Source organism: Rhizobium sp. WW22 (assembly GCF_047041135.1).
Classification (GTDB): Bacteria; Pseudomonadota; Alphaproteobacteria; order Rhizobiales; family Rhizobiaceae; genus Rhizobium.
Genome location: NZ_CP178198.1, coordinates 1,412,044 through 1,433,584 on the forward strand (window position 1 = coordinate 1,412,044; position 21,541 = coordinate 1,433,584).

Sequence of the window (21,541 nt, forward strand, 5' to 3'; positions counted from 1 at the left end):
TCGGGTCACGGCCGATCGCGCCAAAGCCATATGGTCAAGGAACCAGCGCGGCCACGCAGGCTTGTTTCGATCGGGCCGTTGAGGTGCCCCTCTTTGAAGGGGGTGCTGTCGCGACCCGCCGCAAGCAAGAGGTCGGCGCTGATGGCAGCCTCCGCATGGTGACCTGCGGCAACCTCCATCAAGCGACTGGCAACATTGACCGTATCACCCGTCGCAGTGATCTGTTGACGATCGCCGCCGCCGAGCCTGGAGGCGACGATGGTGCCGAAATGAGCGCCGATTTTGAAACCGATTCGCGAGGTTATTCCCTGCGGCAATGCCGAGAGCCAATCTCTCATCCGGTGAGCCAGGCGAATGCAACAATGCGCTGCATTGGCAGGATCGGCAGGCTTTGGATGCGGCAGGCCGAAAAGGATCATGGCGCCGTCACCCATGAAGCTGGTAATGGCACCGCCGGATGCACTCACTTCTTCGTCGACGAGATTGTAGAAGCCGTTCAGCAGTTCACGCACGGCGGTCGGGCCGATCGATTCGCTAAGACCGGTGAAGCCATTGATATCGATGAAGACGACGGCCGCCTCCTGGTGTACCGGCTCTGCGAGCAGGCCGGGATCGCGCGCAAGATGCTCGGCCAGACCAGGCGCCTGGATGCGCTGCAGCAGCTGGCTTTGTTCGGCGAAGCGGGTGGCGCGTCTGCGGTCGAGCCAAAGCTGGATCGCGCCAAACAGCAGCGCCGGCGGGACAGTTGCCGCAATCGGAAGGGCGGCGCTTAGCCAAATTCCATGCTTGAAGGCGCTGACGTTGATGGCAAACCAAAGCAGGGCGACGCCCAGCACCATGATCAGACCTATGGTGCTGCGTCGCCATGAAAGAAGGCTGACAACGGCAATCGGCAGCCCGACGGCGAAATAAAGGTCGATGAAACGAACGTTGCGGTCGCGTACCAGGCCATCTCCTGAGATCAGATGCGTAATGGAAGTGGAGATCACCTCGACACCGGGCAGAACGGGATCGAACGGCGTCGGAAAGACATCTCCTCCCCCTGTAACGGTCGCGCCGATAACGACGACATGGTCCCTGATCGCGGCTTCCGGCAACTGGCCGCTCAGCGCCGCGCTGGCGCTGACGGTGCGGATTGTTCCACGCGGACCGTAGAACGAGAGCGGCATGAGATAGCCGGTGTCGGTATGGATGGAACGGTCGCCGATCTTGATATGGTCGGAAAGAACAGTCGTCTGCTCGCCGCTTGCGGCGGAAACGACGCGTAGCGAAAAGGATGGCTCGATCCGTTCGCCGCTGCGAAACAGCATCGGAACGAAACGCGGCGTGCCCGCCTTGTCGGTCTGCAGATTGACGATGCCATAGCTTGCGGCATCGGCGAACCGCTGCTGCGGTTCGAGGAATTGCAGCGCGCTGGGCACGCGGGCGAGAGGCTCGTTGCTGTTGTCGACAACGCGCTGGCGGCTTTCGGGAAAAATACCGGCTGCGGCCAGCACGACCTTGGTCCGCTTGAGTGATTGCTCCAACGCCGCATCGCCGGCTTCGTCACCGGGATCGACCAGAAGCACGTCGAGGGCGATGGCTCTAGGTCCCAGGGCGGAGATGGCGTCGACGATCCTGGCAAGCGTGGCGCGCGGCAAGGGATAGCGCCCCGCCACTCGCGAGGTCTCATCGTCGATGGCGACGATCGTGACGAGATCGGGCGGTTGGCTGTGGCCGCCGAGCGTATTGCGCAGATTTGTAAGTGTTGCTTCCGCGCCGTCGATGAAGGGAATGTCACCGCGCAGGTGCGCAATGCCAAGACCCAGGCTCCAGGCGACAGTCAAGAGAAGCGCAATCAACGTTTGCAGCGATGGTCTGCGCATGGCGTCGGGATCTCACTGGCCGAGGCGTGCCATCAAGGCGTTTATGCGCGGCTGTCCCCACGGATTGACACGCAAGGCAGAGCGAGTGCGATCCACATCGACACCTTGCCCTTGCCCGAGCGTCACCCCTTGCCCGGTCGATATCTTGTTAACCGCAACACGGCCGCGCAACACGAGCACGGATGTCTTGCCACGTTGCACGTCAACAGCCCATCGCGTGCCGCGGACGGCAGCGATCGCCTGCGGCGTTACCACTTCGAACCCACCCTGAACACGGCTACTATCCACATCGACCAAGGCCGCCTTGCTGTCGAGCACGATAGCGTCCACCCGGCCATCCCGATTTCGGTCAGCAAGGTGGAAATGCGCGCCGCGCTCGACGGTGATGCTAAGCCCAGGCTGGCAATTCAAAGTCCGGCGTTCGGTGCTGACGGTCGGCTGCAGCGGGCAATTCGAGACAATTTGCGCAAAAGCTGTGCCGGCGCCGATGACGAACAGGATGCCTGCCGTCAGTCCTAGGCCGCGAATACTGCTTGCATGGATCATGGTGGTGGCCCCTCATCGCATATAACTGGAGCCGCGGACGACGATTTCCAGTCAAAACATGCTCGATCCCCGGGCGCAATGATGCGTCATGAGCGATTAATCTGCAAGTTGTCGTAGCCTCCGGCTTTATAGAGCACCGTCGAAACCAGCCAGCTCAAAAGGAAAATGCCGACGACGGCGAAGCCGAAGTTGGCAAGATTGTCGTTGAGTTCGCCCACGAAGCTCCAGAAACCTCCTTCGAGGCCGAGTTTGTCGGCGATGAGCCCCAAAGCCTCGATGCCGCCGATGAAGACGGCGACGACGACCGACGCCGCGGTAATGGTTAGATTATACCAAAGCTTGCGCACCGGCTTGACGAAGGCCCAGCCATAGGCGCCCGTCATCAGCGTGCTGTCGAGAGTATCCATCAACGACATGCCGGCGGTAAATAGCGCCGGAAAGACGAGTATGGTCCAGAAGGACATGCCCTGCGCGGCTTGAGCGGCGGAAATGCCGAGAAGCCCGATCTCTGTTGCGGTATCGAAGCCGAGGCCGAAAAGGAAGCCGATCGGATACATATGCCAGGAGCGAGTTACGACCTTGAACATGGGCCGGAAGATGCGCGCCAGCAAGCCGCCGCCGGCAAGCAGCGTGTCGAGATCTTCCTCTGCGATCCGCTCACCCCTCTGCGCTCGTCTGAAGGCCGACCAGACGCCCTTCAGGACGAGGAGATTGGCCATACCGATCAGCAGCAGAAAAACAGCCGAAACCGTCGTACCGATGACGCCGCCGATATCGTGGAAGGAATCGAGCTGGCTCTGCATGGCAGCTGCCGTTGCGGCAATCAGGATGGAGGCGATCACCACGATGGAGGAATGACCGAGCGAGAAGAAAAAGCCGACCGCATAGGGCTGCTTCTTTTCCTGAATGAGCTTGCGTACGACATTGTCGATGGCGGCGATGTGATCGGCATCGAAAGCGTGGCGTAGTCCGAACATATAGGCAAGAAGCGCAATGCCGAGCAAAGACGGGCGGTCTGCAAAAGCGACCCAGGCCCAAGCCCACGCGGCAATATTGAAAGCGATCAACAGAGTGAAGGTGACGGCAATCTTGGCCCTCGGCCGCTCGACGCCATCGTCAAATGGATTAAGGATCATACTTTTGTTCCAATTATGCTTACTCGCATAGTGTCACGGAAACGAAAGCGACGCGACAGTCAAATGACGTAGATGCCGAAGTTTTTCGCAGTGTCGTAAAAATGGGCAGACCCGGCATATGCCAGTCTGCCCTCGCGCTCAGCCCTTCTCGAACGGATAACCTTCATCGGCCCAGCCGGTCATGCCGCCGATCATGACCTTCACGCGCTTGCCGAGCGTACCCAGGCGCCAAGCTGCCTTGTCGGTGCCATTGCAATGCGGCCCGGCGCAATAGACGACGAACAGGGTATCGTCAGGCCATTCCGCCATCTTCCTCGCGGTCATCTTGCCATGCGGCAGGTTGATCGCAGCCGGGATATGCTTCTCTTGGTACATTGCAGGACCGCGGACATCGAGCAGAACGAAATCGACATTGCCTGATGTCATGGACTGGTAGACGTCGGAGCAATCGGTTTCGAAGCCAAGCCTCTTTGCATAGTGCTCGGCGACGAGACTGGGATCTGCGGTGGGGATTTCACTGACTAGCGACATAGAACGCTCCTTCTTTGCTTCGGTGCATTCATGCCTGAGCGATCCCGTGGTTGAAATTGGCCGAAATGCCATATAACGTCAATATCATGTCAAACTCAGATAACCCCAATCTTCACGGCCCACATGTCGTCACCCTCGTCTATGACGGGCTCTGCACCTTCGAATTAGGTGTCGCCTACGAAATTTTCGGCCTGCCGCGACCGGAGATGGGTGAGGATTGGTATCGCTTTTCCGCCTGCGCGATCGAGGAAGGCCTACTGCGCGCCGCGGGTGGGCTGACGGTGCAGGTCGATTATGGCCTCGAGGTCATCGCCGATGCTGACCTGATCGTCGTGCCCGGTTGGCGTGGTATAGGCACGGCAGTCCCTGCCCCGCTGATTGCCCAGCTCCAAGCGGCGAGCCGCCGCGGCGTCCGCATCATGTCTCTCTGCTCTGGTGTCGCGGTCCTCGCCGCCGCAGGATTGCTGGCGGGCCGCAAGGCAACCACGCATTGGCGCTATGTCGAGTCTATCGCGGCGCGCTATCCGGATATATCCGTGGATGCCGATGTTCTCTATGTCGATGAGGATAAGGTGCTCACGGCCGCCGGCAGTGCCGCTGCGATCGATCTCTGCCTGCATGTCGTGCGTCGGGACTTCGGACCTGACGCCGCCAATAGTGTCGCCCGCCGTCTCGTGGTGCCCCCGCATCGCGAGGGCGGCCAGGCTCAATATATCGAGACGCCGGTTTTAAGGCAGCGCGAGGGCGCGCGTTTAGGCCCCCTGCTGGAATGGATGCGAGAGCGTCTGCAGGAAGATCAGCCCATTGTGACGCTTGCAGCGCGGGCCGGCATGAGCGTGCGGACTTTTCAGCGTCGTTTCGAGGCGACCACCGGCATGGCGCCGGGCGAATGGCTGCTCAGCGAGCGGCTGCGGTGCGCCCGCGATCTCCTGGAGAAACAGACGGCTATTTCGCTTGACGATGTGGCGGCGGCAAGCGGATTTGGATCGCTCGCCACCATGCGCCATCATTTTCGGGAGAGGCTTGCGGTAAGCCCAAGCGACTACCGCAAGCGATTTGCAGTCCTCAAAGCAGTTCCAGGAAAAGTGCGTAGCGGTTTTCCGTCCGGAACTGCGTAAAAGCAAAGATGTAGAGCGCTTCGGTGAAGCGCTCTATACCAGCCGGCTCTGTTCCGTCGCCGCTTCGATGAAGCTGGAGAACAGCGGATGCGGTTCCAGCGGACGGGATTTCAGTTCCGGATGGTACTGGACGCCGATAAACCACGGATGATCCGCATATTCGATCGTCTCAGGCAGCACGCCATCCGGTGACATGCCGGAGAAGGTCAGGCCGCAATCTTCCAGCTTATCCTTGTAGTCGATGTTGACTTCATAGCGATGGCGATGGCGCTCCGAAATATCGGTGGAGCCGTAGATTTCCGAAATCTTCGTGCCCTTCTTCAGGGCCGCCTTATAGGCACCGAGACGCATGGTGCCGCCGAGATCGCCCGATGCGGTGCGCTTCTGCAGTTCGTTGCCCTTCAGCCATTCGGTCATCAGACCGACGACCGGCTCTTTGGTCGGGCCGAACTCGGTCGACGAGGCATGCTCGACACCGGCCAGATTGCGGGCCGCTTCGATGACGGCCATCTGCATGCCGAAGCAGATGCCGAAATACGGCACCTTGCGTTCGCGCGCGAAACGGGCAGCCAGGATCTTGCCTTCGGAACCGCGCTCGCCAAAGCCGCCGGGAACGAGAATGCCATGCACCTTCTCGAGATACGGCGCTGGATCTTCCTTTTCGAAGACCTCGGATTCGATCCATTCCAGCTTGACCTTGACCCGGTTGGCAATGCCGCCGTGGTGCAGCGCTTCGATCAGCGACTTATAGGCATCCTTGAGGCCGGTATATTTGCCGACGATGGCGATGGTCACCTCGCCTTCCGGTGTGCGGATGCGATTGCAGACCTCTTCCCACTGTTCCAGACGCGGCTTCGGAGCCGGCTCGATGCCGAAGGCGGCCAGCACCTCGTTATCGAGGCCTTCCCTGTGGTAAGCCATCGGCACGTCATAGATGTTCGCAACATCGAGCGCCTGAATGACGGCAGATTCCCGCACGTTGCAGAACAGTGAGAGCTTGCGGCGTTCGGCTTCGGGGATTTCCCGGTCGGCACGCACGAGCAAGATATCGGGATGGATGCCGAGGGCCTGCAGTTCCTTGACGGAATGCTGCGTCGGCTTGGTCTTCAATTCGCCGGCGGCCGGAATATAGGGCATCAGCGTCAGATGAACGTAGACAGCCGTGCCGCGTGGCAGGTCGTTGCCGAGTTGGCGGATCGCTTCCATGAAAGGCATGGCTTCGATATCGCCGACCGTGCCGCCGATCTCGCAGATGACGAAATCATACTCGTCATTGCCCTCGGTGACGAAATCCTTGATCTCGTTGGTAACGTGCGGAATGACCTGAACGGTCGCGCCGAGATAGTCGCCACGGCGTTCCTTGTCGATGATGTTTTTATAGATGCGACCGGTGGTGATGTTATCGGTCTTGGTGGCCGAGCGGCCAGTGAAGCGCTCGTAGTGGCCGAGATCGAGGTCGGTTTCCGCTCCGTCGTCGGTGACGAAGACCTCGCCGTGCTGGGTCGGGCTCATGGTGCCCGGATCCACGTTCAGATAGGGGTCGAGTTTACGCAGGCGGACTCGATAACCACGAGCCTGCAACAACGCTCCGAGAGCCGCAGCCGCAATTCCTTTTCCGAGGGAAGAAACCACGCCGCCAGTGATGAATACATATCGCGCCATGGGAGTCACCGGATACCTTTTCACAAATGATTCCGCTAGCCCTAAAATTCGTTTCCGGAATTTTGGCTACAGAACGCGGAATATGGACAAAACAAAACCGGCAGATCCGAGGACCTGCCGGGGATGATCTTTGGCGACCGGAATTACTTGCCGGTCGGGACGCCGCCGTTATCGGCTGGCGCGGGAGTGGTCGTCGCCGGCGCGGTCTGTTGACCGGTCGCGGCCGGAGCCTGCTGTGCAGGTGCTGCCTGATTCGTCGCGGCCGGCGGGGTCGCCTGCGATTGCGGAGCAACGGCCCCACTGTTCGGCACGCCGCTGTTGTCGGCCGGCTTCGGCTGGGTGGTTGCCGGAGCAGCACCCTTCTGGCCACCAAGCGAATCGAGGATACCGTTGCCCTGACCCGCCGTGCTCGGAATACGATTGAGAACGTCGGTCGGACGCGCCTCGAAGCGGGATAGCACGTTCATGCCGAGCGCAAGTGCGAAGAACAGCGCCGCAAGAATGGCCGTGGTGCGCGTCAGCGCATTGGCCGTACCGCGCGCAGACATGAAGCCCGATCCGCCGCCGATTCCAAGGCCGCCACCTTCGGAGCGCTGAATCAGCACCACGCCGATAAGGGCGACGACGATCATGAGATAGATGACAAGCAGTACGGTTTGCATAGATCCAGTCCTGCCCGGTGCGGGCATCAAAAACAAAAGCTCGCGGCTCTTTACATGAGGCTCTCGCCTATTCCAAGCCCTTTTAAGGCCGGAACTCCGGGCAAGTTGTTGCTTCAGGCGAACTGCCGTTCGAATGCGGCATAAATGGCAAGGAAGTCGGCGGCTTTCAAGCTCTGTCCGCCGACAAGCACGCCGTTGACATGCGGAATGTCGAGAAGACTGCGCGCATTCGCACCGCTGACGGATCCGCCGTAAAGAATTCGCATGTTTGCGCCCTCCTTGCCGTAGCGTTCGATAAGCTCTGCGCGCATGAAGGCATGGGCTTCCTCGACATCTTCGCTGGTCGGAACCACGCCGGTGCCGATTGCCCAGACTGGCTCGTAAGCAATTACGGTCGTTGCCGCGGTAGCAACATCCGGAACCGAGCCAATCAACTCCCGCTTCAAAACGTCGAGCGTCTGGCCGCTATTGCGTTCATAGGCAGTCTCGCCGATGCAGATGATGGCAATCAGGCCGGCATCGTGCGCGGCCTGTGCCTTGGCGCGTACAAGCATGTCGCTTTCCGCGTGATTTCTGCGGCGCTCGGAATGGCCGACGATGACATGCGTGCCGAAGCAGTCGGCAATCATTTCGGCCGAGATGTCACCCGTATGAGCGCCACTGACCTGCTGATGGCAATCCTGGGCGCCGATGGCGAGCGGGCTGTCGTCGCAAAGCGCCGTTGCCACATAGAGCAACGTCGCCGGGGGGCAGAGCAGCGTGTCGATTTTCTCCGACAGTGGCGTCTTGACGCCATCCGCGATCGCCTTGATCTGATCCAGGCTCGCGCGTGTGCCGTTCATCTTCCAGTTTCCGGCCAAAAGCGGCCGTATCGTCTTCGTCATTCCGGTTTCTCCCCCTATTTCATCCATCGGACTAACAAAAAGGCGGAGCAAAGGAAAGTTAGCGAACAAGGCCGAAACCTGTTCAAATCGTTTGAAAAAATGCTTATCCGGAAAATAAATCGAATTGTGCGATGTGTTTCACGACGCCTGTGGATCCACGAGCCAGTTGAGAACCTTGCGCCAATCGGTCATGCGCACCGGCGTTCCGTGGTTTCCGGTTTCGAAAAGCGTAAAACGCGTGGGATAATGCGCCTTGTAAAGTTTCTCGAACAAGGCTTGCTGGTCGGCCGCGGCGTAGACTGGATCCTTGCTGCCATGGGTAAACCAGAGCGGCAGCTTTGACTTGAAGAAAGCGCTCTTCGTGAAATCCGGATCGGTAACGCCACTCAGGATCGCCATGCCCTTCAGCCGCTTGACGCTTTCGGCATCGCGCGTGATGCCCCAGCAGATGAAACTCCCCATGGAAGCACAGGTGAGTATGATGGGCTTGCCGCCGGATTGTTCGTAGGAGTAGCGGATGAGCGCCGCGATATCGGCAGCGCCATTGCTGTCGAAACCTCTGACGCTCGGCGCATAATAGGTGCCGCCGTTCTTGTAAGCTAGGTTCTTCAGCCGGTTGAAATTGCCGCCGAACGTATAATCGTTGGAGCCAAGCCGGCGGTCGCCGCCTCGGCCGTGAATGAAGATCACGGTAAAGGCCTGTTTCGATGCGGGGCCTACGCGGGTGACATCGACCCTGCGATCGCCGATCTCGAGCGTTTCGTCCTCCTGCGCCTTCCAGCGCACGCCGGTATCGACATAAGCCGGTTTGACGCGCTTTTCCGGAATCTGGTCGCGGCCGTTAATGTCACGCAATTCCTGATAATCGATCGTCTGGAAGGCGCCGTTGTCGTGACTCTCAATGACCGTCTGGCTGGAAAACAGTTCGTCCTTGAACGGCTTGAGCATCTCGGCAGAGGTTCCCGAGGTGGTCGCAAGCAACAAAATGCCCGAGATTGCGGACAGAACGCGCAAATGAGCTGTGGACATTGGCATGCGGATACTTCCTCCGATCGGCCATCGGGCTTGCCATTCTTCACCCGGCAACGCAAATCTCTTTCATGAATCTGCCCCGTCGTGGGGCGCCATCGCTCTTGTGCGCTGTTTCTGGCAGAATCACGGTGATTCGCGAATAGCGGCGACAAATGCGATAATGAAGGGGTCTGGCCCCACCAGAACAAATCTGAGCAGCTTGAAATTCTATGGACAATAGCAACGATCTCTTCTCCGGACTCCCCCGCTCCCCGAAGCCGGAGGCAGCGGAAAAGCCGGTGGTAAAGGCAGAAAAGCCTGCCCCTGCGCCCGCACAGCGCGCAGCGCCGACGACCCAGTCGTCGGAGGAATATGGCGCGAGTTCGATTCGTGTTCTCGAAGGGCTCGAGCCGGTCCGCATGCGCCCCGGCATGTATATCGGCGGCACGGACGAGAAGGCGCTGCACCACCTTTTCGCCGAAGTGATCGACAACTCGATGGACGAGGCTGTGGCCGGTCACGCCAATTTCATCGAAGTGTATCTCGATCGGGAAGGTTATCTCACCGTCACGGATAACGGCCGTGGCATTCCGGTGGAAAACCATCCGCAGGTGCCCGGCAAATCGACGCTCGAAGTCATCATGACCAAGCTGCATGCCGGCGGTAAGTTCGACGGCAAGGCCTATGAGACCTCGGGTGGTCTGCACGGTGTCGGCGTGTCCGTTGTCAATGCGTTGTCGGACGACCTGGAAGTTGAAGTTGCCCGTAACCGCAAGCTCTATCGCCAGCGCTTCTCGCGGGGTCTGCCGGTGGGCGGCCTGGAAGAGCTGGGCGATGTGCATAACCGGCGCGGCACCCGCGTCCGCTTCCATCCCGATCCACAGATCTTCGGCGATCACGCCCGTTTCGATCCGGCCCGCGTTTTCCGCATGGCCCGTTCCAAGGCCTATCTGTTCGGCGGCGTCGAGATCCGTTGGGGCTGTGATCCCGAACTGGCGCCCGAAGGCGCCGATGTTCCGGAAAAGGCGGTCTTTCACTTCCCGGGCGGCCTGAAAGACTATCTCAAGGCGACGATGGGCAGCGAATTCACCGTCACCCGTGAAATCTTTGCAGGCAAGTCTGAGAAGGAAAGCGGCCACGGCTCGCTCGAATGGGCCGTCACCTGGTATGGCGGCGACCCGCAGATCCATTCCTATTGCAATACGATTCCGACCCCGGAAGGTGGCACGCATGAGGCGGGCCTCCGCATCGCATTGACCAAGGGCCTGAAAAACTACGCCGATCTCACCCAGAACAAGCGTGCGGCCAATATCACCACGGATGACGTGATGATTTCCGGCGTCGGCATGCTGTCGATCTTCATCCGCGAACCGGAATTTGTCGGCCAGACCAAGGACAGGCTCGCGACGGTCGAAGCACAGCGCATCGTCGAAAACGCCCTGCGTGACCCTTTCGACCATTACCTTACCGACAATCCGGCCGAAGCCGAGAAGCTGCTGGAATGGGTGATCGAGCGCTCCGAAGAGCGCATGCGCCGCCGCAAGGAGAAGGAAGTCAATCGCAAGACGGCTGTGCGCAAGCTGCGCCTGCCCGGCAAGCTGGCCGACTGCTCGCAGAACTCCGCCGCTGGCGCGGAACTTTTCCTGGTCGAAGGTGACTCGGCCGGTGGCTCTGCCAAGCAAGCGCGCAACCGCTTGAATCAGGCGATCCTGCCGCTGCGCGGCAAGATCCTCAACGTCGCCAGCGCCGGTCGCGAGAAGCTTTCCGCCAACCAGCAGATTGCCGATCTGGTCCAGGCGCTCGGTTGCGGCACGCGCTCCAAATACCGCGAGGAAGATCTTCGCTATCAGCGCATCGTCGTCATGACCGATGCCGACGTCGATGGCGCTCACATCGCCTCGCTGCTCATCACCTTCTTCTATCAGGAGATGCCTGAGCTGATCCGCCAGGGCCATCTCTTCCTGGCCGTACCGCCGCTCTACAAGATCACGCAGGGCTCGAAATCTATCTATGCCCGCGACGACGCCCACCGCCTGGAACTCATGCAGACGGAATTCAAGGGCAAAGGCAAGGTCGAGATCAGCCGCTTCAAAGGTCTGGGCGAAATGCTGCCGGCCCAGCTCAAGGAAACGACGATGGACCCGGCCAAGCGCACATTGCTGCGCGTCGAGATCGACGAAGTGGATTTCGAAGGCACGCGCGACGCGGTCGACAATCTGATGGGCACCAAGGCCGACGCACGCTTCCGCTTCATTCAGGAGCGTGCTGCCTTTGCGGAGGATCTGGATATCTGACGGCGCACCAACCGCCGAACGGATTTGCTGGTCCTGCTCACCAAAACAGTTTCAATTCGACGCAAAAACTGAGTCTTTTGCATTCAAGATGCTTTGTGGCCTTGATTATGGCGCGCAGGGCAGTCGTGCTATTGTCATGACGGATGAATAAGAAGCTTGAAGCCGTTGCTCTTGAAACGGCCTAGATCATACCCCATAACCGGATGATCTAGTAAATTGGGGCGAAGTAAGACCGGTGGGTGTATTTGAACGTCATAAGCCAAAGGAACACCGGTGGCTGGGACCGAGCGCGCATGCGCGCATGCCTTTGATCCCATCCATTTCCGCGGCACGCTGGCTGCTGATTCTGATTGCCATCGCCGGCATTTATTTCTTCTACGGATTTCTCGTTCCGGTTCTGGCCGCCGCGGTGATCGGCTTTGCCACCTGGCCGCTTTACAGCGATATCGTGCGGCGAACGGGCGGGAATACGACAATTGCAGCCACCATCGCCATCGCGTTCATCGTGACCTTTCTGGTTCTGCCGATCGTTCTTTCCGCCCTCTACATGGCCGGAGAAGTACGCGACTGGTTCGGCTGGGCAATCCATGTGAATCGTGAGGGGGCGCCGCCGCCGCAATGGATTCTGGCTTTGCCGGTCGTCGGCTCCTGGCTCGGCGAGCAGTGGACGCAATATGTCGGCAGCCCTGGCTCACTCGGTGAGCTGGCGCAGCTCGTAAGCGGCGCCCATATCGGCAATATCTACAGGGCAGTACTCGCAGCAGGCGGTGGCGCCTTCCACGTCGTCTTGACCCTTCTCTTCATGCTGATCGCGCTGTTTTTCATCTATCGCGATGGCTCGACCTTCGTTCGCCAGGTCGATCTGCTCGGCGAACGTATCCTTCCCAATCGCTGGGAACGGATTTCCCGTGTCGTGCCGGCGACGATCAGCTCTACCGTCATGGGCATGACGCTGATCGCTATCGGTGAAGGCATCGTTCTCGGTGTGGCCTATTGGATTGCCGGCGCTCCATCGGCCATCACGCTCGGCGTTCTCACGGGCGTCATGGCTCTTGTCCCGGGGGGCGCCCCGCTCTCGATGTCGCTCGTTTCGATCTATCTCGTCGCCAGCGGCTCGCTTTGGGCCGGTATTGGCCTCTTCCTCTGGGGCACGATCGAGCTTTTCATTGTCGACAAGACGCTTCGCCCCAAACTCGTCGGTGGGCCGATCAAGCTGCCCTTCCTGCCAACCTTTTTCGGCCTGGTGGGCGGCGTGAAGACCATGGGCTTCCTCGGGCTCTTCATCGGCCCGGTGCTGATGGCCATCATCGTTGCCATTTGGCGCGAATGGATTCGCGAAGCCGAATTGACCGAGGAGCAGCACGCACAGGAGCCCGAACTGCAGTTGCATGTCCGGGACGCTGCCGAGGGTTGATTGCTCAGCTGGTTTGTTTCAGCCGTTTTTCCATGAAAAGGCTCAGTGGATCCGGCTGATAGCTGCCGAAAGGCGGAATTTCGAGATAACCGAATTTCCGGTAGAGTCCGATCGCTTCCGGTTGATATATGCCGGTTTCAAGCCGCACTGCGGAAAGACCTTTTTCGAGCGCCGCCGCTTCGAGCGTTTCCATGAGCCTGCGGGCGACGCTTCGGCCCCTGGCGGCCGGATCGACGAACATGCGCTTGATCTCGGCCGTGCCGTCACCGGCTTCCACCAGCGCGCAACATCCAACGATCATCCCCTCTGCCCTGGCAACCCAGAAGGTCACCTCCGCCTTCTCCAGCGAAGACAGATCTAGCATATGGTTGCTTTCCGCCGGATAGAGCGATTCCGCATAGGCGCTGGACATGTCGAGAAGGCGAATGACGCCTTCCTGACGCGGGGATTCGATAGCGATCGTCAGTGACAAGATGAACCTCGGAACCTAGAGCATGTCGCGCAAAAGTGTGCGGCGGTTTTGCGATGCGCAAAATCAAGGACCTAAAGCGCGGGAAGCGAATCTGAAAGATCGCGACGCGCTTTAGAACGCCGGCTGGATATCACGCGGCGGCGAGCGTTGCCAGTGCGGCAAAGCTGCGCGCAGTTTGCCGCTTTTCGGCATTGGCAAGCTTCTCGACCATGTCGAGGAGCTGCGTTGCAGCAACCGGGCTTTGCTCCGCAAGGCGGAACTTTCGCATCAGCCGCGAAGAAACATCTTCCAGCATCGCCGTACCGTTCTTACGGGAGGATTCGCGCCAGATCACCGTCGCCTCGACGAAGATCGTGCTGATATCTCGGCGTAGCCCTGCGCTCTCGTAGAGAGCCCGCAAGGCATGGACACGTCCTCTGGAAACGATCGAGCGCACACGTCGTTCGTCGCATCCGGAAAGATTGGTGATCGCGCAGGCAAAGAAATCGACCTTGCCGGAGCATAGCGCATGCATGAGGAATGCCGGTGTCAGCCAGCCGCTGCGCCTTAGATGCTCGACCAGATCAGGCAATTGCTCGTGCTGCGCCGTTCCTGCAATGGCAACGGTTGCGGATTCCGTCGCCTCACGCGTGACCTGTTGCAGCCTGGAGCTGCCGACAAAACTCTGGACGAGAGGCGATTCCGAAAGCGCTTCGCTGACGTGCCGCATTAGCAAGTGCCTGATATCTGCGGACAAAATGTCCCGGGAAAGAAGCAGTCCGCGTATGTCAGCGGAGTCACCCATGCGCTCGGCGATGCGCTTGAGGGAGGCCTGTGAAAGCAAGGCACCGTCGTTCTCGAGCAGACACAGAATTTCGACCTCTCCGCCCATCTCGGCAAGCGCAGCACAGACGGCACACGGCACCTCCCCGCGTGACGCGATCAGTACCCGCGTCACGTCACTACCCCGCAATGCGAGATCGACGAGATCGGCATCGGTGAACACGGGCGAAAACAGGATGATCTGCCCGGCGATTTCAGGCTGATCCTCGGCTAGAGATAGAATGACGTTCCGCGGGGCGCCGGCCGAATGCGCGACCGCTTCTGCGAGCGCCAGCCGCACGCGAGGAGACGGATCGTCGAGCAGATAGGTCATCGCCATCTCGGCGGCCGCACGCTCTTCCCTAGGCATCTCCGACTGCAGATAGGCCCTGCCGAGCGCATTGGCCGCCCGGGTTCTGCTTTCTGCCTTGGCGGTTTCAGCCCAGCGAAGGAATGCTTCTATAATCACGTAACGCCCCGATATCGGCGGGGCGATTCTTGCCCCGCAAATTCCTATACTTCACCTTATCGGGCAAAGGTTTACGGGACGTTTACCTTGCTTGTTAGCCTTTCGCCTGCAGGCATGAGTGGCGCCTTCAGGGCGCCTTTGGCCTCATCATCTCGAAGACCTCGCTGCCCTCGCTATAATCCATATAGCCCATGCGTGCGATGGGGCGCGCTAACGCCATGTCCAGCCGGCCTCCGCGAATGATCGTCTCGTCGATATGGATACCGACGACCTGGCCGATCACCATGATATTTTCCGATACCTCCCCATCGAGACCTTTGGGTTGCAGAATTTCAGTCACCCTGCATTCGAGCACGGCAAAGGCCTCGGCGACATAGGGCGCGTCGACCAGCTCTCCCGGCTTCGCCGTCAGTCCGGCAAGCTCGAATTCGTTGACGCCATAGGGAACGGCAACGGAAGAATGGTTCATCTTCTCAACGATATGGCGGCTGACGAGGTTGGCAGTAAAGACGCCTGTTTCCTCGACATTGCGCACGCTATCCTTTCGACCGGCGGAAGAAAACATCACCAGCTTCGGCCGATCGCTGACGGCGTTAAAAAAGGAATAGGGCGAGAGATTCAGCGAACCATCCCTGCCCTTGCTGCCGATCCAGCCGATCGGCCGCGGCGCGACGATTGCCTTGAAAGGATCATGCGCCAGACCGTGGCGATTGGTGTCTGTCGTATAGAACATCACGCGTCCTCGCCGCCGATCCAGGTCACCGTTTCCGACAGCTCCGGGCGCGGGCGTTCGACGGGCGGGAAGCTTGTCGAGCCGATATGGATGAAGCCGGCAACCTTCTCGCCCGGCTTTACGCCGAGCAGCGGATAGGCACGTTCGTCGAAGGCGAACCATTCCGTCAGCCAGTTGGAGACCCAGCCATGGGCATTGGCCGCCATTAGCAAGTTCAAGCACAGCGCGCCCGCCGACATCAACTGCTCCCATTCCGGGATCTTGAAATGCGGTGCCGCCTTGCTGACGACTGCGACGACCACGGGTGCACGAGTGAAGCGGGTGCGCTCGACCTGAATCATTTCTTCCGACAGATCGGGCTTGGCTTCCAGCGCGAGCTTCAGCAGCTCTTCACTGATGCGGGCGCGTTCCCCGCCGCGATAGACGATGAAGCGCCATGGCGCGAGCTTGCCATGATCCGGCACACGGGAGGCCAACCGAAGAATCTCCTCGATTTCAGCCTTGTCCGGGCCTGGTTCCGACATTTGAAACGCAGGAATAGATCGGCGCACCGCGAGATAGTCGACCAGCTTGATATCGGTTTTCATTAAGGAACTGCCTTCATTTGGGCTTTATGGGATGTAGGTCTTGAATTTGCCACCGCATTGGTTTTGAAGTGGCGTGTGTTTTATCGGAAGTCAATCGGTTGGGTATTCATGTCAGGCATTTCATCCGCTCGCCGATTGAGCGCGGCTTTCGCGATGCTTGTGAGCATGAACACTGCCGTTCCGGCACAGGATGCCTTTAAGGAATTCAAGCAGCTCGACGGCAGCGTCAAGATGCCGAAGCTCAATGCTTTCGTGGCACCGAATGGCGAGAATTCGCCTGCGCGCACATTGCGCGACGTTTCCCTCGAAGCCAAGCTCACGCCCCAGAGCGGCCCGCAGCAGCAGGGCCTCGCCTGGTACGTCTTCAGCCCGATTGCGGGCGCTGATGGCAAACTGCCGCTGGTCGCCAGTTCGCGCGGAGGCTCGGCCTCCTTTCACCTTTTGCCGGGCGATTATTTCGTCAATGTCTCTTTCGGCCGCGCCGGCGTCACCAAGCGGCTGAGCGTGCCTGAAAGCGGCGACACCCAGAAGCAGACGATGGTTCTCGATGCCGGTGGCATGGTCCTGAACGCCGTATCCGGGCCCGATGTCCGTATCCCTCCGAACGAGCTGAGCTTCTCGATCTATTCGAGCGAAACCAAGGAGGACGGCGAGCGTGGTCTTGTCATGGACGATGTCAAGCCGAACACGCTGGTCGGCCTGAGTGCCGGCACCTATCATGTCGTTTCCGAATACGGCGAGGTCAATGCCGTCATCCGCGCCGATATCCAGGTGGAAGCCGGCAAGGTGACGGAAGCGACCATTCAGCACAGGGCGGCAAAGATCACCTTCAAGCTGGTTTCGGATGCCGGCGGTGAGGCAATCGCCGATACTGCCTGGTCGATCCTGACAGCTGCGGGCGATATCGTTGGCGAAAGCGTCAGCGCGTTCCCGACCATGGTGCTTGCGGAAGGCCGCTACACGGCCGTCGCCCGAAACAAGGACAAGATCTATCAGCGCGACTTTACCGTCGCCGCCGGCATGAATACGGATGTGGAAGTGCTGATGAAACAGCAACAGCCGCAGGAGGTCGATACCGAACAATCGGCCCGACAGCTACCGATCCAGATGCCGCCAATGCGCCAGAGCCAGACACCGCCGGCCACGACCAACCAGCAGCCGCTGCCCACCTATGAACAATTGGCGCCGGCCGCTGGCGGCGACGACGGCGATAGCATGGATTGACGACTGCGGCGCCATTTGGTCGCTGGCGCGAACCATCCAGACAGTTGTCACTCGGCGACAAAAGTCTCGCGATTCATCCCGCCCGGCGCCGGAGCAGCTTTCTCGGCGGGGCCATGGAGAAGACTGCGCCATAGAGCTTCGCCAGCAGATCCTTGCGGTCACTGCCCTCGCTAAGGGCCTCCCAGCTGCGAAGAGCGCCGATATGGGCAGTGATGGTGCTGCCGGAGAGACGCCGGAATTCGCGGATTAGCAGTGAGATGCGCAGGGTCATCGAAATCCGGCTTGCCAGATGGAACAGCCGGCCGTTCTGCCCCTCGAAATAGATGGGAATGACGCTGGCGCGGGCCGCCTGAATGAGTTTTGCCGGGAATATTTTCCAGGGCAGATCTTCTGCCCGGCCGAAACCCTTCTTAGCGGTTGCCACACCGCCGGCTGGAAAGACGATGATCGTCGTGCCTTCCTTAAGCAGGCGAACAGCCTCATGCCGGGTCTTCATGTTGATCGCCATCGCTTCCTTGGTTTCTTCGAAAGAAACCGGTAGCGAATAATCGTTCATTTCAGGCACTTTCAACAATTCGTTGTTGATGAGGACCTTGAAGGGGCGCCCCAGTTGCTCGGCAAGCGCCAGCACCGCGATGCCGTCGCCGATGCCGTAGGGGTGATTGGCGACGATGACGATCGGCGCTTCTGGAATCTGGTTCGGCGGCCACTCGCCCTTGATGAGCAGGCGCACATCGATGAGATCGAGCATCTTGCCGAAGACCCGCTCGCTCTTGCCGACGATATCGGTGCGCCAGATATCGTAGAGCCGGGCGTAACGGTCCCGGCCGGAAAGACCTTCGATGGAGCGGATGAACCAGCGCTTGATCCGCGTGTCCCGTTCGTTGGCGTAGGATAATTCTTTGAATTCCAAGTGCGCGACGGGCTGCCCCGCTCCTATGGTCTCAGTTGCGTCACATGCTGCAGCCACAGCAACGCGTTGATTGATCAACTATATGAAAGCTGTATGTCAGTTCTCTGACGGCACCCTGAAGGTGCCGTCAGGTATGAGGGCGTCAAGCGGCCTTGACGCGCCGTGCTTCGCGCTTACGCAGAATGTCCGGCGGCGTCGCTTCGAGAGCAAGCGAGGCGATCGCCTCGTCGAGCGACATGGATGTCTGCGACTGGCTGCCGAGGCGGCGGATATTGACCGAACGCTCTTCGGCTTCCTTCTTGCCGCAAACGATGATCACCGGAACCTTTGTTACCGAGTGCTCGCGGATCTTGTAGTTGATCTTCTCGTTGCGGAAGTCGGTCTCGACATCGAGGCCGGCATCGCGCAGCGCTTCCGCCACCTCTTCGCCGTAGGCATCGGCTTCCGAGGTGATGGTGGCGACGACGACCTGCAGCGGCGAGACCCAGAGTGGCATGTGGCCGGCGAAGTTCTCGATCAGAATGCCGAGGAAGCGTTCCATCGAACCGCAAATGGCGCGGTGGATCATGACAGGCTGTGTCTTTTCCGAGTGCTGGTCGATGTAGAAGGCACCGAAGCGCTCCGGCAGGTTGAAATCGACCTGGGTCGTACCACACTGCCATTCACGGCCGATGGCATCCTTGAGCGTATATTCGAACTTCGGACCGTAGAAAGCGCCTTCGCCCGGCAGAATACCGGTCTTGATGCGCCCTTCGGACTGCGCCTCGATCGTTTTCAGCACGTCCATCATCACGCTTTCGGCACGGTCCCAGAGTTCGTCCGAACCGACGCGCTTGTCGGGGCGGGTCGAGAGCTTAACGACGATCTCCTTGAAGCCGAAGTCCTCATAGACTGAGAGAATGAGATCATTGATCTTCAGGCACTCGGCCGCCATCTGCTCGTCGGTGCAGAAGATGTGAGCATCGTCCTGCGTAAAGCCGCGCACGCGCATCAGGCCATGCAACGCACCCGAAGGCTCATAGCGATGCACGGCACCGAATTCCGCAAGGCGGATCGGCAGTTCGCGGTAAGACTTCAAGCCATGCTTGAAGATCTGGATATGGCCCGGGCAGTTCATCGGCTTCAGCGCGAAGACGCGATCGTCGTCGGTATCGTCGCCGGCGACGGTGACCTTGAACATGTTGTCACGGTACCAGCCCCAGTGACCCGAGGTCTCCCAAAGCGACTTGTCGAGCACCTGCGGTGCGTTGACTTCCTGATAGTCGCCCTGCAGCCGCCGGCGCATATAGGACACCAGCGTCTGGAACATGCGCCAGCCCTTGCCGTGCCAGAAAACGACGCCGGGGCCTTCTTCCTGGAAATGGAACAGGTCCATTTCGCGGCCGAGACGGCGATGATCGCGCTTTTCGGCCTCGGCAAGAATGTGCAGATAGTTGTCGAGATCCGACTGTTCGGCAAACGCCGTGCCATAGATGCGGGTCAGCATCGGATTGTTGCTGTCCCCACGCCAATAGGCGCCGGCGACCTTCATCAGCTTGAAGGCGTTGCCGATCTGGCCCGTCGAAGCCATGTGCGGACCACGGCAGAGATCGAACCAGTCACCCTGGTAATAGATCTTCAGATCCTGACCTTCCGGGATCGCGTCGACAAGCTCCACTTTGTAGTTTTCGCCCTTGGCGGCAAAGACCTCCCTCGCCTTCTCGCGCGACCAGATTTCCTTGGTGAACGGCTTGTTGCGCTGGATGATCTCGCGCATCCGCTTCTCGATCACAGGCAGATCATCGGGAGTAAACGGCTCGTTCTTGGCGAAATCGTAATAGAAGCCGTTTTCGATGACCGGGCCGATCGTCACCTGCGTTCCCGGCCAAAGCTCCTGTACGGCTTCGGCAAGCACGTGCGCGGTGTCGTGGCGGATCAGTTCCAGCGCACGGTCGTCCGACCGGGTGATGATCTCGATCTTGCCGTCGGTCACGGGATCGGAAAGATCGCGCACGGTGCCGTCGACGGCAATGGCGACAGCTTTCTTGGCAAGTGACTTGGAAATGGATTCGGCGACATCGCGACCGGTCGTGCCGGCAGCGAAGCTGCGCACGGAACCATCGGGAAATGTCAGGGAAACGGATTGGGACATTTATATTCTCCTTGTCCAGTCCCGCCAACGAATGCGGGTGGTTTCGAAAGATGCGGACCAAGTAAATGCGTACTTAAGTCCGCGCGCCTGATAGCGGTATTTCCTATTCGAGTAAAGGAAAAGCGGCGCTAGGCTCGGACCATCTCGGCTAAACCGCGCACGGTGTTCCAGTTTCTCATCGTTCCAATGCCGAGCCGCTTTGTCGTCAAAGCCGGCAGCATTTTCGACTCGCTGGCTTTGAGACCGAAATCGATCCAGAGATCGCCGTTGACAACGGCCATGCGCTCATCTCGCCTGTATCTCGCGAGCATATCAAGAACGTCCGGTTCGAGCGGCTGGCGCATCACTCGCACGATGACCTCGCTAGCGATCCCGTCGAGGAAAGGATTGCCCTCGGCGAGTTTCAGCCATGCGTTGGCATCACGCGCGATGATGTCGACATGCTTGCCGAAAGCCGCGGCAAAACCCGCTTCGAGTTGTGCCTCGATCGACGCAATCGGCTGCGGTTCGGCTTCGAAAACGAGATTGCCGGTTGCGACAAGCGTTCGGGCATTGCGAAAGCCCAAACTCTCCGCCATTGCCTTGAGATCGGCCATAACAACTCTGCGGCCCGAGTCGAGGCCAATGCTGTAGAGCAGCGCGACGTAGACCGCCAACGGTCAGGCAGCCTTTTGCCCAAGGCGGAAATAGCGCCAGGGAGTCCACCAATGATAGCGCAGCTCCAGTTCTCCAGGCACAGGATCGAGCCCGCTTGTCCCTCCCGGGCCGCAGCGCGCCACACGAAACAGTGTCATCCAGCCGCCAGCCCAAAGCCCATGGCGGGCAACTGCCTCATAGCCATATTCCGAGCAGGTCGGGATATGGCGGCAGGAATTGCCGATGAAGCCGGAAAGCGTCAGTTGATAGAGGCGAATGAGGCCCATTCCGAAAAGCCGGTCGGGCGTCTTGCGGAAAGGCCCGGCATAATTGCGCGACTTTATTGCCCTGTCGCCGGCCGGTGATGCATCCCGCCGTGCTCGTCGCCTGGAGGGAGCATCACCGCCTTCGTCTTCATCCTCGTCCTGCATGAGACAGAATTGGCACATGAT

20 protein-coding genes are annotated in these 21,541 nt (G+C 59.7%); 4 read left to right on the top strand and 16 right to left on the bottom strand.

The genetic code is table 11. The annotated features are described in order from the left end of the window. Positions 1-5: 5 nt before the first annotated feature. The 4 genes from ACK83U_RS07085 to ACK83U_RS07100 form a co-directional block, all read right to left on the bottom strand. Positions 6-1,865 (bottom strand): adenylate/guanylate cyclase domain-containing protein, encoded by a 1,860-nt coding sequence (locus ACK83U_RS07085; protein ID WP_112602665.1) that lies wholly within the window; start codon positions 1,863-1,865, stop codon positions 6-8. A 12-nt stretch (positions 1,866-1,877) separates the two neighbouring features. After that, on the bottom strand, positions 1,878-2,411 hold the full coding sequence (locus ACK83U_RS07090; RefSeq protein WP_112602667.1) for a FecR domain-containing protein: 534 nt from the start codon (positions 2,409-2,411) through the stop codon (positions 1,878-1,880). Positions 2,412-2,497: 86 nt separating this feature from the next. Next, positions 2,498-3,547 (bottom strand): HoxN/HupN/NixA family nickel/cobalt transporter, encoded by a 1,050-nt coding sequence (locus ACK83U_RS07095; protein ID WP_112398306.1) that lies wholly within the window; start codon positions 3,545-3,547, stop codon positions 2,498-2,500. Positions 3,548-3,685: 138 nt separating this feature from the next. Then, positions 3,686-4,078: a rhodanese-like domain-containing protein gene (locus tag ACK83U_RS07100; protein WP_112398305.1), complete on the bottom strand. Its 393-nt coding sequence runs from the start codon at positions 4,076-4,078 to the stop codon at positions 3,686-3,688. 65 nt (positions 4,079-4,143) lie between these two features. Between ACK83U_RS07100 and ftrA the strand changes: the two genes are divergently transcribed. After that, on the top strand, positions 4,144-5,196 hold the full coding sequence (gene ftrA / locus ACK83U_RS07105; protein WP_412474813.1) for a transcriptional regulator FtrA: 1,053 nt from the start codon (positions 4,144-4,146) through the stop codon (positions 5,194-5,196). 33 nt (positions 5,197-5,229) lie between these two features. On the opposite strand, the gene ACK83U_RS07110 is transcribed toward ftrA, so the two are convergent. From ACK83U_RS07110 to ACK83U_RS07125, 4 genes are all read right to left on the bottom strand, one after another. Further along, positions 5,230-6,867, bottom strand: a complete 1,638-nt coding sequence (locus ACK83U_RS07110; protein ID WP_015339947.1) for a CTP synthase — start codon at positions 6,865-6,867, stop codon at positions 5,230-5,232. Positions 6,868-7,001: 134 nt separating this feature from the next. Beyond that, the gene (gene secG, locus ACK83U_RS07115; RefSeq protein WP_015339948.1) at positions 7,002-7,520 is read right to left on the bottom strand and encodes a preprotein translocase subunit SecG; all 519 of its coding nucleotides are present in this window, start codon (positions 7,518-7,520) and stop codon (positions 7,002-7,004) included. 113 nt (positions 7,521-7,633) lie between these two features. Next, positions 7,634-8,404 (bottom strand): triose-phosphate isomerase, encoded by a 771-nt coding sequence (gene tpiA / locus ACK83U_RS07120; RefSeq protein WP_112602671.1) that lies wholly within the window; start codon positions 8,402-8,404, stop codon positions 7,634-7,636. A 138-nt stretch (positions 8,405-8,542) separates the two neighbouring features. Then, positions 8,543-9,439 (bottom strand): alpha/beta fold hydrolase, encoded by an 897-nt coding sequence (locus tag ACK83U_RS07125; protein WP_112602673.1) that lies wholly within the window; start codon positions 9,437-9,439, stop codon positions 8,543-8,545. A 206-nt stretch (positions 9,440-9,645) separates the two neighbouring features. Between ACK83U_RS07125 and parE the strand changes: the two genes are divergently transcribed. Beyond that, positions 9,646-11,709, top strand: a complete 2,064-nt coding sequence (gene parE / locus ACK83U_RS07130) for a DNA topoisomerase IV subunit B (protein WP_112338970.1) — start codon at positions 9,646-9,648, stop codon at positions 11,707-11,709. Positions 11,710-11,944: 235 nt separating this feature from the next. Further along, positions 11,945-13,123 (top strand): AI-2E family transporter, encoded by a 1,179-nt coding sequence (locus ACK83U_RS07135; protein WP_112411785.1) that lies wholly within the window; start codon positions 11,945-11,947, stop codon positions 13,121-13,123. Between the two features lie 4 nt (positions 13,124-13,127). On the opposite strand, the gene ACK83U_RS07140 is transcribed toward ACK83U_RS07135, so the two are convergent. From ACK83U_RS07140 to ACK83U_RS07155, 4 genes are all read right to left on the bottom strand, one after another. Beyond that, positions 13,128-13,595, bottom strand: a complete 468-nt coding sequence (locus ACK83U_RS07140; RefSeq protein ID WP_183710057.1) for a GNAT family N-acetyltransferase — start codon at positions 13,593-13,595, stop codon at positions 13,128-13,130. A 130-nt stretch (positions 13,596-13,725) separates the two neighbouring features. After that, positions 13,726-14,880 (bottom strand): DUF2336 domain-containing protein, encoded by a 1,155-nt coding sequence (locus ACK83U_RS07145; protein ID WP_112602677.1) that lies wholly within the window; start codon positions 14,878-14,880, stop codon positions 13,726-13,728. Positions 14,881-14,992: 112 nt separating this feature from the next. After that, on the bottom strand, positions 14,993-15,598 hold the full coding sequence (locus ACK83U_RS07150) for a flavin reductase family protein (RefSeq protein WP_112602679.1): 606 nt from the start codon (positions 15,596-15,598) through the stop codon (positions 14,993-14,995). After that, a complete protein-coding gene (locus ACK83U_RS07155; RefSeq protein WP_112602681.1) occupies positions 15,598-16,185 on the bottom strand; it encodes a nitroreductase in 588 nt (195 codons plus the stop codon). Before ACK83U_RS07155 ends, ACK83U_RS07150 begins: the two co-directional genes overlap by 1 nt. A gap of 108 nt (positions 16,186-16,293) precedes the next feature. On the opposite strand from ACK83U_RS07155, the gene ACK83U_RS07160 reads away from it, so the two are divergent. Continuing rightward, a complete protein-coding gene (locus ACK83U_RS07160; RefSeq protein ID WP_112338975.1) occupies positions 16,294-17,409 on the top strand; it encodes a hypothetical protein in 1,116 nt (371 codons plus the stop codon). Positions 17,410-17,482: 73 nt separating this feature from the next. Here ACK83U_RS07160 and ACK83U_RS07165 read toward each other — a convergent pair whose 3' ends face one another. The 4 genes from ACK83U_RS07165 to yidD form a co-directional block, all read right to left on the bottom strand. Continuing rightward, complete coding sequence (locus tag ACK83U_RS07165) at positions 17,483-18,322, bottom strand: lysophospholipid acyltransferase family protein (protein WP_112602682.1); 840 nt, start codon at positions 18,320-18,322, stop codon at positions 17,483-17,485. Positions 18,323-18,464: 142 nt separating this feature from the next. Next, a complete protein-coding gene (thrS, locus tag ACK83U_RS07170) occupies positions 18,465-20,453 on the bottom strand; it encodes a threonine--tRNA ligase (protein ID WP_112602684.1) in 1,989 nt (662 codons plus the stop codon). A 128-nt stretch (positions 20,454-20,581) separates the two neighbouring features. Continuing rightward, the gene (locus ACK83U_RS07175; RefSeq protein WP_112602686.1) at positions 20,582-21,109 is read right to left on the bottom strand and encodes a DUF1697 domain-containing protein; all 528 of its coding nucleotides are present in this window, start codon (positions 21,107-21,109) and stop codon (positions 20,582-20,584) included. 3 nt (positions 21,110-21,112) lie between these two features. Next, positions 21,113-21,538: a membrane protein insertion efficiency factor YidD gene (gene yidD, locus ACK83U_RS07180; RefSeq protein ID WP_112602688.1), complete on the bottom strand. Its 426-nt coding sequence runs from the start codon at positions 21,536-21,538 to the stop codon at positions 21,113-21,115. Positions 21,539-21,541: the final 3 nt, after the last annotated feature.

Excerpts from the sequence above, each read along its gene's own strand:
- ACK83U_RS07090 (WP_112602667.1), bottom strand. The coding sequence starts at position 2,411 with ATGATCCATGCAAGCAGTATTCGCGGCCTAGGACTGACGGCAGGCATC.
- ftrA (WP_412474813.1), top strand. The coding sequence starts at position 4,144 with ATGCCATATAACGTCAATATCATGTCAAACTCAGATAACCCCAATCTT.
- parE (WP_112338970.1), top strand. The coding sequence starts at position 9,646 with ATGGACAATAGCAACGATCTCTTCTCCGGACTCCCCCGCTCCCCGAAG.
- thrS (WP_112602684.1), bottom strand. The coding sequence starts at position 20,453 with ATGTCCCAATCCGTTTCCCTGACATTTCCCGATGGTTCCGTGCGCAGC.
- ACK83U_RS07160 (WP_112338975.1), top strand. The coding sequence starts at position 16,294 with ATGTCAGGCATTTCATCCGCTCGCCGATTGAGCGCGGCTTTCGCGATG.
- yidD (WP_112602688.1), bottom strand. The coding sequence starts at position 21,538 with ATGTGCCAATTCTGTCTCATGCAGGACGAGGATGAAGACGAAGGCGGT.
- ACK83U_RS07085 (WP_112602665.1), bottom strand. The coding sequence starts at position 1,865 with ATGCGCAGACCATCGCTGCAAACGTTGATTGCGCTTCTCTTGACTGTC.
- ACK83U_RS07100 (WP_112398305.1), bottom strand. The coding sequence starts at position 4,078 with ATGTCGCTAGTCAGTGAAATCCCCACCGCAGATCCCAGTCTCGTCGCC.
- ACK83U_RS07155 (WP_112602681.1), bottom strand. The coding sequence starts at position 16,185 with ATGAAAACCGATATCAAGCTGGTCGACTATCTCGCGGTGCGCCGATCT.
- tpiA (WP_112602671.1), bottom strand. The coding sequence starts at position 8,404 with ATGACGAAGACGATACGGCCGCTTTTGGCCGGAAACTGGAAGATGAAC.
- ACK83U_RS07125 (WP_112602673.1), bottom strand. The coding sequence starts at position 9,439 with ATGCCAATGTCCACAGCTCATTTGCGCGTTCTGTCCGCAATCTCGGGC.
- ACK83U_RS07150 (WP_112602679.1), bottom strand. The coding sequence starts at position 15,598 with ATGTTCTATACGACAGACACCAATCGCCACGGTCTGGCGCATGATCCT.
- ACK83U_RS07095 (WP_112398306.1), bottom strand. The coding sequence starts at position 3,547 with ATGATCCTTAATCCATTTGACGATGGCGTCGAGCGGCCGAGGGCCAAG.
- secG (WP_015339948.1), bottom strand. The coding sequence starts at position 7,520 with ATGCAAACCGTACTGCTTGTCATCTATCTCATGATCGTCGTCGCCCTT.